The sequence below is a fragment of the Rhizobacter sp. P1_G5 genome (assembly GCF_056405435.1).
In genome coordinates this window covers 1-14,286 of sequence record NZ_JBFUCB010000093.1, presented here as the reverse complement: position 1 = coordinate 14,286, position 14,286 = coordinate 1, and the positions used below count along the sequence as shown (strand labels likewise).

Below are 14,286 nucleotides of genomic sequence, written 5' to 3'. Positions count from 1 at the left end.
GCCGTGGCGGTGCGCACGTACGCGGCGTGCCCGCCGAGCGCCTGCGCACCCTGCGCCCAGTCCGCGAGACCGGGGCCGCACAGCCCGATGCCTTGCACGAAGAGCGTGCTCATCGGGCGGCTCCGAACACGAGGCTGGCGTTCGAGCCGCCGAAGCCGAACGAGTTGCTCAGCACATGGCGCAACGGCGCCGCGCGGCTGTGGTCGACGTAGTTCGACTGCAGCTCGGCATCCGGGTGCAGCCGGTTCAGCCCGCCCGGGATCAGCCCGTGCTGCAGCGCGAGCACGCCCAGCACCGCCTCGACACCGCCGGCCGCGCCCAGCGTGTGGCCGGTCGCGCCCTTGGTGGAGCTGCAGGGCACGGCCGGCCCGAACACGGTCTGCACGGCACGGTCTTCGGCCGCGTCGTTGTTGTGCGTCGCGGTGCCGTGCAGGTTGATGTAGTCGATGTCGCCCGGCTGCAGGCCCGCACCGGCCAGCGCCTGCTGCATCGCCGCGACCGCGCCGCCGCCGTCGGGCAGCGGCGAGCTCATGTGGAAGCCGTCGCTGCTCTCGCCGGTGCCGAGCAGCCAGGCTTGCGGTTCCGCCATCCCTCGCACCTTGCGCTCCAGCAGCGCGAATGCCGCCGCCTCGCCCAGCGACAGCCCGTTGCGGCCGGCATCCCAGGGCCGGCAGATCTGCGGCGACAGCAGTTCCAGCGAGTTGAAGCCGTACAGCGTCGTCAGGCACAGGCTGTCGACGCCGCCGACCACCGCCGCGTCGATCCAGCCGAGCTCCATCAGCCGCGCGGCGGCCGCGAACACCTTGGCGCTCGACGAGCAGGCCGTCGACACCACCCACTGYGGCCCGTCGAGTTGCAGCGCGAGCGCGACGAAGCGGGCGAGCGAACCGGTGTTGTGCGTCTCGGCGTAGTGGAAGTCGTCCGGCAGCGCGCCGTCGGGGCCGCGCCGGCGGTAGGCATGCTCGGTCTGCAGGATGCCGGAGGTGCTGCTGCCCAGCAGCACCGCGACGCGTTGCGCACCATGGCGCTCGCGTGCAGCGCGCACCGCCGCGCGGAAACCGTTCTGCTGCAGCCCGAGCCAGGCGAGCCGGTGGTTGCGGCAGTCGTAGGCCTCGAGCTCGGCCGGCAGCGCGATCGCATCGACGCCGGCGACCTCGCCGACATGGCAGGTCAGCGCGACATCCTCGAAGCGGCACGGTGCGAGCCCGCTGCGGCCGTCGCGCAGCGCCTGCAGGTGGGTCTCGTTGCCGGCTCCGAGCGCGCTCGTGACCGTCATCCGGGTGATCGCGACCGGCTTCATGCGGCGGGGGCGGTGTGGGTCGTCGCCACCGCAGGGTGCGCAGGCCAGGCATCGCCCAGCCGCACGAAGCGCAGCCCCGCTTGCCGCACCTGGGCGATCAGCGCCGGCAGCACCTCCAGCACCACCGGCCGGCCTTCGGGCGTGGCGGCGCAATGGCCGTCGTGCAGCAGCAGGATGTCGCCGCCGCGCAGGCCCCGTGTCAGGCGCGCCAGCACGCGTTGCGCATCGCCGTCGCGGGTGTCGAAGCCGCGGCGCGTCCAGCTTGCGAGCCGCAGGCCGGCACGGTGCAGCACCGGGCCGAGGAACACGTTGCGCAGGCCGGCCGGTGCGCGGAACAGCGTCGGCCGCGTACCGGTTGTCGTGTGAAGAAACGCTTGCGCCTGCTGCAGCTCGCGCGCGATGCGGCGCGGGCCGAACAGCGAGAATGCATGCGGGTGCCGCCAGCTGTGGTTCTGCACCTCGTGGCCGCGCTGCACGATCTCGCGCAGCAGGGCAGGGTGGGCGGCCGCGCGTTCGGCGATCACGAAGAAGGTGGCCTGCACGCCGGCCGCGTCGAGCTGGTCGAGCACCTGCGGCGTCAGCACCGGGTCCGGGCCGTCGTCGAGCGTCAGCGCGATCTCGCCGCGCGCCGCGGCGGGCGCGGGCAGCCGCGTGATGTTCTCGCCCAGCCAGGTCGAGCGCGGCCACAGCCCGAGTCCCGTGATGGTGAGGTGGTTCAGCACGACCGCGCCGAGCGCCCACGGCCACGCGCCGGGCGTGCGCAGCACCGCGAGCAGCGCCAGCAGGTGCAGCGCGGCACTGRACAGCAGGAAGGTGGGAACGGGCCAGGTCGTCATGCGAATCGTTGAGTCCGGGGTGGGAAATCCGGGGTGGAAAGCGCTGGCCGCCAGCAGGGCAAATCAGGGCGCGGATTGTCCCACACCGCCCGGACGGCGCGCCCAGCTGGCCGACAGCAGCAGGCACAGCAGCGTGCCCGGCGCGACCACCTCGCCCAGCGCCACCAGCAGCGGCACGCTGGAGGTGCACAGCAGCGCGAACGACGCGACGATGGTCAGGTTGGCCAGCAGCAGCGAGGCGAGCGTCTCGGCGTCTGCGGCCTGGGCCTCCTGCTGGGCGAGCTGGTCGAAGAACAGCGCGTAGTTCGACCCGACCGCCACCACCAGCAGCAGCCCGACCAGATGCAGCACGCCGAGCGCGACGCCGGCGAGCGTGAGCCCGGCCAGCACCAGCACCACGCTGGCCGCCAGCGGCAGCGCGACGCGCCACAGCCGGCGCAGCGAGCGCAGCCCGGCGTACAGGATCAGCAGCACCGCCAGCGCGCCGAGCGCGCTCTGCCAGAAGGCCTCGCGCAGGTAGCGCGCATAGAGCGCATCGAGCTCGGGCTGGATCTCGACGACGCGGGTGTCCGGCAGCCCCTGCATCGCATCGCGCAGCCGCACCGCGGGCAGCGCCTGCGTGCCGGCGCGCAGGCTCAGCAGGACCGTCCAGGGGCGGTCGGCGGCCGCCGGCAGCAGCTGCGCCTGCAGCGCGGTTGCGAGCGGCGTGCCGTCGTAGTCGGCGCGCGTCACCGGTTTCGCCTGGCGCTGGGCCTGCACGTCGGCGATGAAGGGCTCGAGCCGGTCGGCCGGCAGCAGGCCGTCGGCGGTGGCCTGCTTCAGCCGGGCGCGCAGCGTGTCGGCATCGGGCAGCGCGGCCTGGCGGGCGGCCTGCGTGGCCGCGCTCGGCAGCAGCCGCGTCGGCGATTCGTAGCCGGCGAGCAGGCCGGCAGCGACCAGCGGATCGAGTCGCRCCGACGCCTGCTCGGCACGCTGCAGCGCGGTCGCCTCGTCGGGCGCCTCGATCGCGACCAGCGTGCCCAGTTCGGCCGCGCCCAGGTCGGCGCGCAGCGAGGCATCGAGTGTCAGCGCCTGCGCCGACACCGGGCTCAGGTGCGTCAGTTGCCCGCGCCACGCGCTCGGCAGCACCAGCAGCAGCGCGAGCGCCGCCGCGCCGAGCCCGCCCCAGAACCAGCGCAGCTGCGGCAGCGCAGCCGCGGCCCGCGCGGTGGCCTGGCCGAGGCGCATCCGCAGCCCGAGGCCGGGCGCGCCGTCGGGGGCCAGGTCGGTCAGCAGGTAGCGCGTGGTCAGCGCCGCGGCCAGCAGGCCGGCGACCGAGAACACGCCGAGCTGCGCCAGCCCGCCGAAGCCGGAGAACACCAGCGCCGAGAAGCCGGCCAGCGAGGTCAGCAGGCCCCAGCGCACGGTCGGCCAGTTGTGCCGGCGCCAGTGCAGTGCGCCGCTGCCAGTGCCCGGCGTGGCGCGGGCCTGCACCAGGTAGTAGATCGCGTAGTCGACCGCCTCGCCGATCAGCGTGGTGCCGAAGCCGAGCGTCATGCCGTGCACCTGGCCGAAGCCGAGGCTCACCGCCACCGTGCCGGCCAGCACGCCGCTCGCGACCGGCAGCAGCGCGACGCCCAGCGCCTTCAGCGAACCGAACGCGAGCAGCAGCAGCGCGAGCACGATCGCGCCGTCCCACAGCGCGAGCCGTTCGACCTCGGCCTTGATCAACGTGCGCGACTGCACGCCCAGCACGCCGGCGCCCGACAGGTCGAGCGACAGCCCGCGCGCGGCCCACGGTGCGAAGGCGTGCCGCAGCGCATCGATCGCCTGCGCCTGGCCGTCGAGGTCGGAGCCGCCGGCGCGCGTGATCGCCACCAGCAGCGCGCGCGGCTGGCTGCGCGACACCCACACGCCGGCCTCGACGCGCGGCCCGCCCGACGGCAGCAGCGTCTCGGCCAGCCGCGCCATCTCGCCGGTCGGGTCGCGCCACAGCAGCGGCTTGATCCACGCGCCGGCCGGCGTGCCGAGCATCGACGTGGTGTCGGCGATGCCGTCGCGCAGCCCGTCGACGCTGAAACGCTGCGCATCGACCGCCGGGCTCAGCAGGTAGCGGTGGGCCATCAGCAGCTCGCCGACGGCCTTCGGTGAATCGAGGTGGTCGCCGTTGCTGACGCTGTCGAACGCGCCGCTCGCGCGCAACGCGGTCGCGAGGCCGCGCGAGGCATCGCCGCGCAGCGCCGCATCGCCGCCGCGCACGCCGACCAGCATCACGCGCGCGGTCACGCCATGGCGCAGCTGCTCCAGCAGCACGCGCTGCTCGGCACTCGGCGACGACGGCAGGAAGGCCGACAGGTCGGCGACGTAGGTGGCGCGCGCGGCGAGCCAGGCGCCGATCAGCATGGCCGCGAGCCACACCCACACGGCGGGCCGGCGCAGCGCCTGGATCCTCATGGAACGCGGCTCTCGACGATCTTCATCGTCGAGCGGTCACCGCCGGCGAGCTGCACCTGCACCTCGGTCAGCGCGGCGCGCACGCCGCTCACCGTGACGCGCGCGACCTGCTCGCGCAAGCGCGGCTCGCGCGGCACCAGCTCGAGCGTCCACTGGTCAAGCGTGCCGCTGAACTGCGTCGTGAAGTGGCGGTCGAGCAGCTCGCGGTTGCCGGTCAGCGTGCCGCGCACCGCCTCGACCAGCACCTGCGCCTCGGGCACGGTGTCCAGCGGCACGCTGCGGCTGCGGCTGCCCTGGCTCATCGTCAGCGTGTTGCCGGCGACAGCGAGGCGCTCGCGGCGCGGCTTCAGCGTCTCGCGCACGAAGGTGTCGGGGGCCGCGAAGCTGAGGCGGCCGGACGATTCGAGCGTGCGCGTCATGTCCTGCAGCGTCACCTGGCGCGTCTCGGTGAACGTGGCCTCGCCGGACTTGACGCCGGCCAGCAGCGTGAGCAGGCCGCCGAGGTCGGCCGGCGCGGCGGATGCCGCGAGCGGTGCCAGTACCAGCAGCAGGCACAGCGCACGCCGTCGAAGTTCAAGCCGCATGCGCATCCTCCGGGGCCCAGAAATCATAGAAATTGAACCAGTTCATCGGTTGCTCGCGGCACAGCGTTTCCAGTAGCGCCACGTAGCGGCGCTGCACATCGGCGATGGCCGCATCCTGCGCCTCCCGCCCCGCGGGCCGTTCGCTGAGGTCGGCCAGCGGCACGAAGCGCAGCTCGTAGCGGTTGCCTCCCAGGTACAGCCCGGTCATGAAGACGACCGGCCGGCGCAGCAGCGCGGCGAGCCGGAACGGGCCGTCGGAGAACGTGGCCTCGTCGCCGAGGAAGGGCAGCCGGTGGCTGACCGAGCGCGCCGATGCGGCACCGGGCAGGCTGCGGTCGCCGAGCAGGCCGGCGACGCCGCCGTCGTCGAGCCAGTTGCGCAGCTGCAGCATCGATTCGAGCTGCCCGAGCGCGATGATGTGCAGCGGCGTGTCCGGCGCGATCGCCTTCAGCGTGGCGTTGATCATCCGCGCATTGTCTTCGTACATCACCATCGCGACGCGCAGCCCGGCGCGCGACTGGCCGAGCGCACGCATCACCTCGAAGCTGCCGAGGTGCGCGCCGATCAGCAGCGCGCCCTGGCCGCGCGCGAGCACCGCGTCGAGGTGCTCGGTGCCCGCGATGCGGATGTCGAAGCCATCGAAACGTTGCTGCAGCAGGTAGACGCGGTCGAGCACGGTCGACGCGAACGCGTGCAGGTGGCGCAGCCGCTCGCCGAACGTGGGCGCGCGGCCCAGCACGCGCCGCAGGTACTGCGCCGAGGCGCGCGGCGCGGCGCCACCGAACCACAGGAAGTACAGCGCGATCGGGCCGAGCAGCAGCCGCGCGGCCGGGCGGCCGAGGCCGACCGCGATGCGCCGCATCAGCGTCAGCGCCCACAGGTTGCTGCGCTCGCGCTGGGCGATCCAGGTGCCGTCGGCAGGTGTCGTCATCGGGCCGCCGGCGACAGGTCGAAATGCCCGCTCGCGCAGCGCGTCGCCTGTCCGTCGACGACCTGGCCGACCTCGAAGCGCAGGCGTGTCGACGCCGCATCGACCGCATCCCATTCGATGCGCAGTTCGGCATCGGGCCCGACCGTCGCGACGAACTTGACGGCGCCTACCTGCAGCGGGTCGAGCGCGATGCCATGCGCGCGCACCGCCTCGACCACCTCGGCCAGCAGCAGCACGCCGGGCACGATCGGCCGGCCGGGAAAGTGCCCCGCGAAGGCCGGGTGCGAGGCCGCGATGCGCACGGTAGCGACGGGCATGGCGGGGGTGGCCTAGAGGTGCTCGGCCGCGAGCGCGGCCAAGCGCTGCGCCGGCAGCTTGCCGGTGGCATCGCGCGGCAGCGACGGCAGCAGCACGATGCGCCGCGGCAGCAGCACCGGGTCGAGCCGCAAGCGTAGCGCGGCGAGCAGCGCCTCGCGCGTCAGCGTGTCGGTGACGACGAAGGCCACCGGACGGGCGATGCCCTCGACGCTGTCGGCCGGCGGCAGCCAGAACGCGCCGTCGCGCACGCCGTCGATGCTGTTCAGCTGGAAATTGAGGTGCGACAGCGAGCTGCGCTTGCCGGCCACGTTGATCAGGTCGTTGCTGCGGCCGAGCAGCCGGAAGCACGTCGGCGACAGCACCTCCAGCACATCGGCGAGCTGCGTCGGCTCGGGCACGTGGCCGCCGCTGACGATGCTCTCGGCGCCGTCGCCGCTCAGCCGCACGCCGTCGTAGGCGAGCCAGTCGGCGCCTTCGGTGGTGCGGCGCGTCGCGACCTGGCCGGCCTCGGTGCAGCCGTAGATCTCGACCAGCGGCGCCTGCCACGCGGCCTCGGCCCGCGCGGCCATCTGCGGCGACAGCGGCGCGGTGGCCGACAGCACCAGGTCGAGCGGCGGCAGCGCGACGCCGGCATCGAGCAGCGTCTTCAGGTGGAACGGCGTGCTGACGAGCACGCGCGGCCGCGGCAGCTGCGCCAGCACCTCGGCGATGTCGGCCGGCAGCAGCGGCTTCTCGGCGGCGAACGACGCACCGCCCAGCATCGCGAGCAGCACCGTCGATTCGAAGCCGTACATGTGGTGCGGCGGCACGGTGCCCAGCAGGCTGACGCCGGCCAGGCTGTCGCGGCCCAGGTGGTGGGCGATGCGCGCGGCCTCGGCGCGGATGTTCTCGACCAGCAGGTCCCAGCGCTTGGCGTGCTGCGTCGGCTGGCCGGTGGAGCCGGAGGTCAGCACCTGCGCGACGATGGTGCCGGGGGCGAAGTGCGGCGTGTCGGTGACGGTGTCGGCGCGGCCCTGTGCGATGTCATCGAAGCTCAGCGAGGGCAGGGCGTGCGGTCCGGCACCGGCTTCGAGCAGGCCGTGCGTGCGCGGGAACAGGCCGAGCAGCCGCGCCACCATGTCCGGCGTGTGGTTCGGAGGCATCAGGTTGACGCGGCCGCGCAGCATCGCCGCGCCGAGCGACAACGCGAAGCGGTAGCGGTCGTTGCAGACGGCGAGCAGGGCGTCGCCGTCGGGCAGGTGGCCGGCCAGCGCGGCGGCGTCGGCGAGGTACTGGCGGCGGCTGATCGGCACGCCGGCACGCCAGGCGAGCGGCGCGTCGAGCGGCGCGCCGTCGAGCAGCGGCAGCGGGGTGTGCTCGCTCATTGCGGGGTGTCGGCGGCGGCGCTCGCGCGGTAGGCGCGCACCGCGTCGAGGAAGGCGACGCGGTCGAATTCGGGGTGCAAGCGGTAGCGCAGCAGGTACTCGACGACGAACATCGCGACCAGCGAGATCGGCGTCAGCACGTTGGCGAACAGCGACCAGGCCGCGAGCGGGGCGAAGGCGAACAGCAGGAACGAGGTGCCGGCGATCGCGACGAAGTAGATCGTCCAGGCCCGCGTGACGTGCCGCGTGTAGACCACCATCGTCGGCTGCATCGGGTTGTGCAGGCGGCGCGCCAGTTGCGTGATGAAGGGCTCGCGCCCGTCGCGCAGCGTGCGGCCGAACCACCACGCGAGCCCGAGGTGGATGCCGGCATGCTGTGCCAGATAGAGCCAGGAGACCGGCAGCCGCGAGCCGTTCAGCAGCACCGCGACGGCGACCCCCGCCAGCCCGAACGCGACGAGCCGCTGGCCCGCATGCCACAGGCCCCACAGCGCGGCGCCGACCATCGGGCCGAGCAATGTGAGCAGTGCGAGAACGGAGCCGGCGTCGCGGCTCACGAGATGGTGCGCGAGCAGCGCATACGCCCCGAGGCCGACGGCGGCCAGACCCCAGCGGGCGCGCGCGTTCATGGCGTCACTGCGTACGGTGGACCGCGATGTGGCCGGCCAGGCTGCGCAGCGACGAGAAGATGCGCAGGTTGTCCTCGTCGCCCGAGCGCAGCTGGAAGCCGTAGCGCTTGGACACGACGAGCGCCAGCTCGAGGATGTCGATCGAATCGAGACCGAGGCCTTCGCCATACAGCGGCGCATCGGGGTCGATGGCGTCCGGGGCGATCTCCAGGTTGAGGGATTCGACCAGGAGCGTGCCGACTTCCGGCAACAGAGAGGTGTCAGCTGAACTCATGCGGTCTCGGGATACTCGTGCAGTGGGGTCCGCACGATCAAAGTGCGCGATTTTAGCGGAGCCGGCTTGCGGCTTCCGTCACAGGCCGTACCATCCACCCGACCCTGGCCCCTCGTCTGCCGCCCATGCCCGATCGCGCTCCGCCCGCACGCCTTTCGCCTGAGCCGCCCGGGCCCGGCCCTGCCGTGGTGCACCTGCCGCACGGCGCGCTGACCGACTACTACCCCGACGGCGACGTGCAGGCCCGCGAGCGCTTCATCCGCACCGCCTTCGACGACACCGCCGGCGACTACAACCGGCTCGAACGCATCCTCGGCCTGGGCACCGGCTCGTGGTACCGCCGCCAGGCGCTGCTGCGCGCGGGCCTCGCGCCCGGCATGCAGGTGCTCGACCTCGGCATGGGCACCGGGCTGGTCTCGCACGAGATCCTGCACGTGACGAACGAGCCGCAGCGGCTGGTCGGCGTCGACCCGAGCCCGGGGATGATGGCGCAGGCGCACCTGCCGCCCGAGGTGCGCTGCCTGGAGGGCCGGGCCGAGGCGCTGCCGGTGCCGGACGCGAGCGTCGACTTCCTGGTGATGGGCTATGCGCTGCGCCACATCGAGGATTTCTCGCTCGCCTGCGCCGAATTCCGCCGCGTGCTGAAGCCGGGCGGGCGGCTGCTGATCCTCGAGATCACGAAACCGGCCGGGCGCTTCACCACCGCACTGCTCAAGCTCTACATGCGCGGCGCGCTGCCGCTGCTGGCGCGCGTCGTCTCGAAGGCCGAGGGCACGCCCCGACTGTGGCGCTACTACTGGGACACCATCGCCGCCTGCGTGGCGCCGGCCGAGGTGGTGGCCACCTTGCGCGCGGCCGGCCTGCACGAGGCGGGCCGCCATGTGGAACTCGGCATCTTTTCGGAATACGGAGCTCGCGGCTGATGAACCTGCCTTCCCATCAACTGACCATGACCGTGCTGATGACGCCCGACATGGCCAATTTCACCGGCAACGTGCACGGCGGCAGCATCCTGAAGCTGCTCGACCAGGTGGCCTACGCCTGCGCGAGCCGCTATGCGGGGCGCTACGTGGTGACGCTGTCGGTCGACCAGGTGACCTTCCGCCAGCCGATCCACGTCGGCGAGCTGGTGACCTTCCTTGCGTCGGTCAACCACACCGGCAACACCTCGATGGAGATCGGCATCAAGGTCATCACCGAGAACATCCAGACGCAGCTGGTGCGGCACGCCAACAGCTGCTTCTTCACGATGGTCGCGATGGACGACGAACGCCGGCCGGCCACGGTGCCGCCGCTGGTGCCGGTGTCGCCGGACGAGATCCGCCGCAGCAAGGCGGCCCAGGTGCGGCGCCAGCTGCGCCAGGAGTTCGAGAAACGCGCGACCGCGATGACGTCTTGACGCTGCCGGATGGGAATGCGCAAATGCGCTCCTCATGAACTGACAGGAGAGGGGCGATGAACCTGACGAAGCGGGCTGCGGCCGAATTGATCGGAACCTTCTGGCTGGTGCTCGGCGGCTGCGGAAGCGCGGTGCTGGCCGCCGCCTTCCCGAACGTCGGCATCGGCCTGCTGGGGGTCTCGCTCGCGTTCGGGCTGACGGTGCTGACGATGGCCTTCACGATCGGCCACATCTCCGGCTGCCACCTGAACCCGGCGGTGTCGATCGGCCTGGTGGCCGGCGGGCGCTTCAAGGCGTCGGAGCTGCCGGCCTACATCGCGGCGCAGGTGATCGGCGGCCTGCTGGGCGCAGCCGTGCTGTACCTGATCGCGAGCGGCAAGGCGGGCTTCAGCCTGGCCGGCGGGCTGGCCTCGAACGGCTTCGGCGAGCATTCGCCGGGCGGCTATTCGGTGATGGCAGCGTTCGTCTGCGAGGTCGTGATGACCGGCATGTTCCTCGTGATCATCATGGGCGCGACCGACAAGCGCGCGCCGGCCGGCTTCGCGCCGATCGCGATCGGGCTGGCGCTCACGCTGATCCACCTGATCAGCATTCCGGTGACCAACACCTCGGTGAACCCGGCGCGCAGCACCGGGCCGGCGCTGCTCGTCGGCGACTGGGCGCTGGCGCAGCTGTGGCTGTTCTGGGTCGCCCCGATCGGCGGCGCGGTGATCGGCGGCGTGCTGTACCGCTGGCTGGCGGGGCCGGACGACAAGGCCTGACATCGTTCTTTACACGCGGGCGGCCAACCCGCCGCCGGGCTGCGGCGTTGCTCCGGGGCGGCGCCGCATCCGGCGCCCGGAGATGTCGATGAACCCGAAGCTTGCGCTGACGCGGCTCGCGCTGCTGGCCCTGGTGGGCAGCACCTTGTCCGGCTGCATCGTCTACCCCCGGCCGTACCACGAGCGGCCCTATGGCCCGCCGCCGGGGCCTCCGCCGGGTGCGGTCGTCGTCGTGCCGCAGGCACCACCGGCGCCGCGCTACTCGTACTACGACAATGGCCGCGGCCAGGTCACCAACATCGAGGTGCTGCGCCAGTACGAACGCCCGACCGGCGGCGGTGCCGTGCTGGGCGGCATCGTCGGTGCCGCGGTGATCGGCGCGGTGATGGGCGGGCGCGGCGCGGGCGTCGTCGCCGGGGCGGTGGGCGGGGCGATCGTCGGCAACGAGATCGAGCGCAACCAGACGCCGGCCTACGACACGTTCCGCATCACGGTGCGGCTGGACAGCGGCGTGTGGCGGCAGTTCGTCGTCACGCAGCCGAACGGCCTGCGCGTGGGCGACGCGGTGCGCGTCGAAGGCCCCCGCATCTTTCCCGGCTGATCTACAATCCCGGCTCCCACGAGCAGAGCAAGCAAGGAACGAGGAAGGCACCATGGTTATGACACCGCGAACTACGCCGGTTTTCACGAAGGTTTAGTCGGCCGCGGCTCGTCACGTCTTTACTCGTCATCTCTCTCGAAGCGCGGCTCACCCCCGCGCTTTTTTGTTTTCAGGAGCTCTCCCCCATGATTTCAGTCCAGTTGCCCGACGGTTCCCGACGCGAATTTCCCGGCCCGGTCACGGTGGCCGAGGTGGCGGCCTCCATCGGCACCGGTCTCGCGAAGGCGGCGCTCGCCGGGCGCGTCGGGCAGGGCGATGCGGCACGCGTCGTCGACACCAGCTACCGCATCGAGGCCGACACGGCGCTCGCGATCGTCACCGACAAGGACCCCGCCGGGCTGGACGTCATCCGCCACTCGACGGCCCACCTGCTGGCCTATGCGGTCAAGGAGCTGTTCCCCGAGGCGCAGGTCACGATCGGCCCGGTGATCGAGAACGGCTTCTTCTACGACTTCTCGTACAAGCGCCCGTTCACGCCCGACGACCTGGCGGCTATCGAGGCCAAGATGGGCGAGCTCGCGAAGAAGGACGAGCGCGTCGAGCGCCGCGTACTGCCGCGCGACGAGGCGGTGGCGTACTTCAAGAGCCTGGGCGAGCACTACAAGGCCGAGATCATCGCCAGCATCCCGGCCAACGAAGACGTCTCGCTGTACCGCGAAGGCAAGTTCGAAGACCTGTGCCGCGGCCCGCACGTGCCGAGCACCGGCCGGCTGAAGCACTTCAAGCTGATGAAGGTGGCCGGCGCCTACTGGCGCGGCGATCACCGCAACGAGATGCTGCAGCGCATCTACGGCACGGCCTGGGCCACCAAGGACGAGCTGCAGCAGTACCTGCACATGCTCGAGGAGGCCGAGAAGCGCGACCATCGCAAGATCGGCCGCGAACTCGACCTGTTCCACCTCGACGAGCACGCGCCCGGGCTGGTGTTCTGGCACGCCAGGGGCTGGGCCGTGTGGCAGCAGGTCGAGCAGTACATGCGCGCCGTCTACCGCGACAACGGCTACCAGGAGGTGAAGGGCCCGCAGATCCTCGACCAGGGGCTGTGGGAGAAGACCGGCCACTGGGGCAACTACCGCGACAACATGTTCGTGACCGAGTCGGAAAAGCGCGACTACGCGCTGAAGCCGATGAACTGCCCCGGCCACGTGCTGATCTTCAACTCGCAGATGCGCAGCTACAAGGACCTGCCGATCCGCTACGGCGAGTTCGGCCAGTGCCACCGCAACGAGCCGTCGGGCGCGCTGCACGGCATCATGCGGGTGCGCGGCTTCACGCAGGACGATGGCCACATCTTCTGCACCGAGGACCAGATCCTCGACGAGTGCGTGGCCTATACCGAGCTGCTGCAGAAGGTCTACAAGGATTTCGGCTTCACCGACATCATCTACAAGGTCGCGACGCGGCCGGAGCACCGCGTCGGCTCCGACGCCTTCTGGGACAAGGCCGAGTTCGCGGTGATGGAGAGCCTGCGCCGCTCCGGCTGCGAGTTCATCATCGCCCCGGGCGACGGCGCCTTCTACGGCCCGAAGATCGAGTACACGCTGAAGGATGCGCTGGGCCGGCAATGGCAGTGTGGCACGATGCAGGTCGACTACAACACCGCCGAGCGCCTGAACGGCGAGTACGTGACCGACACCAGCGGCCGTGCCCACCCGGTGATGCTGCACCGCGCCATCATCGGCAGCTTCGAGCGTTTCATCGGCATGCTGATCGAACACCATGCCGGCGCCCTGCCGGCGTGGCTCGCGCCGGTGCAGGTCGTGGTGGCCAGCATCACCGAGGCGCATGCCGACTACGCCCGGGAAGTGGCGAAAACACTTCAAAAACAAGGAGTTAGGGCGGAGAGTGATTTGCGAAATGAAAAGATCACGTATAAAATCCGCGAGCATTCCTTGCAAAAGGTCCCGTTCATCCTTGTCGTCGGCGAGAAGGAGAAGGCAATCGGGGCTGTTGCGGTGCGTGCCCGCGGCAACCAGGATCTCGGCGTGATGCCCTTGGACGACTTCTCGAAGAAGCTCGCCAGCGACATCGCCAACCGGGCCTGAAGTAAGGCAACTCCTGCCCGCAGGCGTTCATCGACATCCAAAGTTTGGGCTCCGCTGCCTCGGGGTCCGGTGAAAGGTAAGAACCATCGCTACTTTTGCTGACCGTCGCACTCCCAATGTGGAGCGCAAGCACCGCCTCAATCGCGAAATCATGGCGCCAGAGGTGCGGCTCAACGGTGTCGAGAACGAACCGCTCGGGATCGTGAACATCCAGGAAGCCCTGCGCATGGCGGGTGAACTGGACGTCGATCTGGTCGAAATCGCTGCGCAGGCCGATCCGCCGGTCTGCCGCTTGATGGACTACGGCAAGTTCAAATACCAAGAGCAGAAACGGGCAGCGGAAGCGAAGTCCAAACAAAAGGTCATCGAGATCAAGGAAGTCAAGTTCCGTCCGGGCACGGACGAGGGCGACTACCAGATCAAGATGCGCAACCTGCGCCGCTTCATCGAGGAAGACGGCGACAAGGGCAAGGTCACGCTGCGCTACCGCGGCCGCGAGATCACCCACCAGGACATCGGCATGCGCCTGCTGGAGCGCATTCGCGACGAACTGGCCGATGTGGCCGTCGTCGAGAACATGCCGAAGCTCGAAGRGCGCCAGATGATCATGGTGCTCGGCCCGAAGAAGCGCTGAGACCGCAACAGCGTTGAAGTATTGAGAGTTCAGCGCGCCGGTCTGGTCACCGGCGCGTTGCAAGAAGCCCCTCCAGGCCAACAAGACCGCAAGTTCTTTGCGGGCGCCTGGTGGAGC

The 14,286-nt window shown here is 71.0% G+C and carries 15 protein-coding genes; 6 read left to right on the top strand and 9 right to left on the bottom strand.

The genetic code is table 11. The annotated features are described in order from the left end of the window. Nucleotides 1–109 precede the first annotated feature (109 nt). From AC1D12_RS09530 to AC1D12_RS09490, 9 genes are all read right to left on the bottom strand, one after another. Entirely contained in the window at nt 110–1,300 is a 1,191-nt protein-coding gene (locus AC1D12_RS09530) for a beta-ketoacyl-[acyl-carrier-protein] synthase family protein (protein ID WP_477840114.1), read from the bottom strand. Beyond that, a complete protein-coding gene (locus tag AC1D12_RS09525) occupies nt 1,297–2,136 on the bottom strand; it encodes a polysaccharide deacetylase family protein (RefSeq protein ID WP_477840112.1) in 840 nt (279 codons plus the stop codon). The genes AC1D12_RS09530 and AC1D12_RS09525 overlap by 4 nt, the downstream gene beginning before the upstream one ends. A 63-nt stretch (nt 2,137–2,199) precedes the next feature. Then, on the bottom strand, nt 2,200–4,569 hold the full coding sequence (locus AC1D12_RS09520; RefSeq protein WP_477840110.1) for an MMPL family transporter: 2,370 nt from the start codon (nt 4,567–4,569) through the stop codon (nt 2,200–2,202). After that, nucleotides 4,566–5,153, bottom strand: a complete 588-nt coding sequence (locus AC1D12_RS09515) for an outer membrane lipoprotein carrier protein LolA (RefSeq protein WP_477840108.1) — start codon at nt 5,151–5,153, stop codon at nt 4,566–4,568. Before AC1D12_RS09515 ends, AC1D12_RS09520 begins: the two co-directional genes overlap by 4 nt. Further along, a complete protein-coding gene (locus AC1D12_RS09510) occupies nt 5,143–6,084 on the bottom strand; it encodes a lysophospholipid acyltransferase family protein (RefSeq protein ID WP_477828783.1) in 942 nt (313 codons plus the stop codon). Before AC1D12_RS09510 ends, AC1D12_RS09515 begins: the two co-directional genes overlap by 11 nt. Next, complete coding sequence (locus AC1D12_RS09505) at nt 6,081–6,401, bottom strand: ApeI family dehydratase (protein ID WP_477828784.1); 321 nt, start codon at nt 6,399–6,401, stop codon at nt 6,081–6,083. Before AC1D12_RS09505 ends, AC1D12_RS09510 begins: the two co-directional genes overlap by 4 nt. A 12-nt stretch (nt 6,402–6,413) precedes the next feature. Beyond that, nucleotides 6,414–7,766 carry an AMP-binding protein gene (locus tag AC1D12_RS09500; RefSeq protein ID WP_477840106.1) on the bottom strand — a complete coding sequence of 451 codons (1,353 nt, stop codon included), beginning with the start codon at nt 7,764–7,766 and terminating at the stop codon, nt 6,414–6,416. After that, entirely contained in the window at nt 7,763–8,395 is a 633-nt protein-coding gene (locus tag AC1D12_RS09495) for a COG4648 family protein (RefSeq protein WP_477840104.1), read from the bottom strand. Before AC1D12_RS09495 ends, AC1D12_RS09500 begins: the two co-directional genes overlap by 4 nt. 4 nt (nt 8,396–8,399) lie before the next feature. Beyond that, nucleotides 8,400–8,669: a phosphopantetheine-binding protein gene (locus AC1D12_RS09490; protein WP_047511777.1), complete on the bottom strand. Its 270-nt coding sequence runs from the start codon at nt 8,667–8,669 to the stop codon at nt 8,400–8,402. A 185-nt stretch (nt 8,670–8,854) separates the two neighbouring features. Between AC1D12_RS09490 and AC1D12_RS09485 the strand changes: the two genes are divergently transcribed. The 6 genes from AC1D12_RS09485 (at nt 8,855) to infC (ending at nt 14,169) form a co-directional block, all read left to right on the top strand. Continuing rightward, nucleotides 8,855–9,592: a class I SAM-dependent methyltransferase gene (locus tag AC1D12_RS09485; RefSeq protein ID WP_477840102.1), complete on the top strand. Its 738-nt coding sequence runs from the start codon at nt 8,855–8,857 to the stop codon at nt 9,590–9,592. Next, nucleotides 9,592–10,068 (top strand): acyl-CoA thioesterase, encoded by a 477-nt coding sequence (locus AC1D12_RS09480; protein WP_047511783.1) that lies wholly within the window; start codon nt 9,592–9,594, stop codon nt 10,066–10,068. Before AC1D12_RS09485 ends, AC1D12_RS09480 begins: the two co-directional genes overlap by 1 nt. Before the next feature lie 56 nt (nt 10,069–10,124). Further along, entirely contained in the window at nt 10,125–10,829 is a 705-nt protein-coding gene (aqpZ, locus tag AC1D12_RS09475; protein WP_047511786.1) for an aquaporin Z, read from the top strand. An 88-nt stretch (nt 10,830–10,917) separates the two neighbouring features. After that, a complete protein-coding gene (locus AC1D12_RS09470; protein ID WP_465112475.1) occupies nt 10,918–11,430 on the top strand; it encodes a glycine zipper 2TM domain-containing protein in 513 nt (170 codons plus the stop codon). Between the two features lie 185 nt (nt 11,431–11,615). Continuing rightward, on the top strand, nt 11,616–13,535 hold the full coding sequence (gene thrS / locus AC1D12_RS09465; RefSeq protein WP_477840100.1) for a threonine--tRNA ligase: 1,920 nt from the start codon (nt 11,616–11,618) through the stop codon (nt 13,533–13,535). Between the two features lie 118 nt (nt 13,536–13,653). Next, complete coding sequence (infC, locus tag AC1D12_RS09460) at nt 13,654–14,169, top strand: translation initiation factor IF-3 (RefSeq protein ID WP_477840098.1); 516 nt, start codon at nt 13,654–13,656, stop codon at nt 14,167–14,169. Nucleotides 14,170–14,286: the final 117 nt, after the last annotated feature.

What these genes read in the sequence shown, in the direction of transcription:
- AC1D12_RS09500 (WP_477840106.1), bottom strand. Translation starts at nt 7,766, where the DNA reads ATGAGCGAGCACACCCCGCTGCCGCTGCTCGACGGCGCGCCGCTCGAC.
- AC1D12_RS09505 (WP_477828784.1), bottom strand. Translation starts at nt 6,401, where the DNA reads ATGCCCGTCGCTACCGTGCGCATCGCGGCCTCGCACCCGGCCTTCGCG.
- AC1D12_RS09490 (WP_047511777.1), bottom strand. Translation starts at nt 8,669, where the DNA reads ATGAGTTCAGCTGACACCTCTCTGTTGCCGGAAGTCGGCACGCTCCTG.
- thrS (WP_477840100.1), top strand. Translation starts at nt 11,616, where the DNA reads ATGATTTCAGTCCAGTTGCCCGACGGTTCCCGACGCGAATTTCCCGGC.
- AC1D12_RS09495 (WP_477840104.1), bottom strand. Translation starts at nt 8,395, where the DNA reads ATGAACGCGCGCGCCCGCTGGGGTCTGGCCGCCGTCGGCCTCGGGGCG.
- aqpZ (WP_047511786.1), top strand. Translation starts at nt 10,125, where the DNA reads ATGAACCTGACGAAGCGGGCTGCGGCCGAATTGATCGGAACCTTCTGG.
- AC1D12_RS09480 (WP_047511783.1), top strand. Translation starts at nt 9,592, where the DNA reads ATGAACCTGCCTTCCCATCAACTGACCATGACCGTGCTGATGACGCCC.
- AC1D12_RS09510 (WP_477828783.1), bottom strand. Translation starts at nt 6,084, where the DNA reads ATGACGACACCTGCCGACGGCACCTGGATCGCCCAGCGCGAGCGCAGC.
- AC1D12_RS09470 (WP_465112475.1), top strand. Translation starts at nt 10,918, where the DNA reads ATGAACCCGAAGCTTGCGCTGACGCGGCTCGCGCTGCTGGCCCTGGTG.
- AC1D12_RS09515 (WP_477840108.1), bottom strand. Translation starts at nt 5,153, where the DNA reads ATGCGGCTTGAACTTCGACGGCGTGCGCTGTGCCTGCTGCTGGTACTG.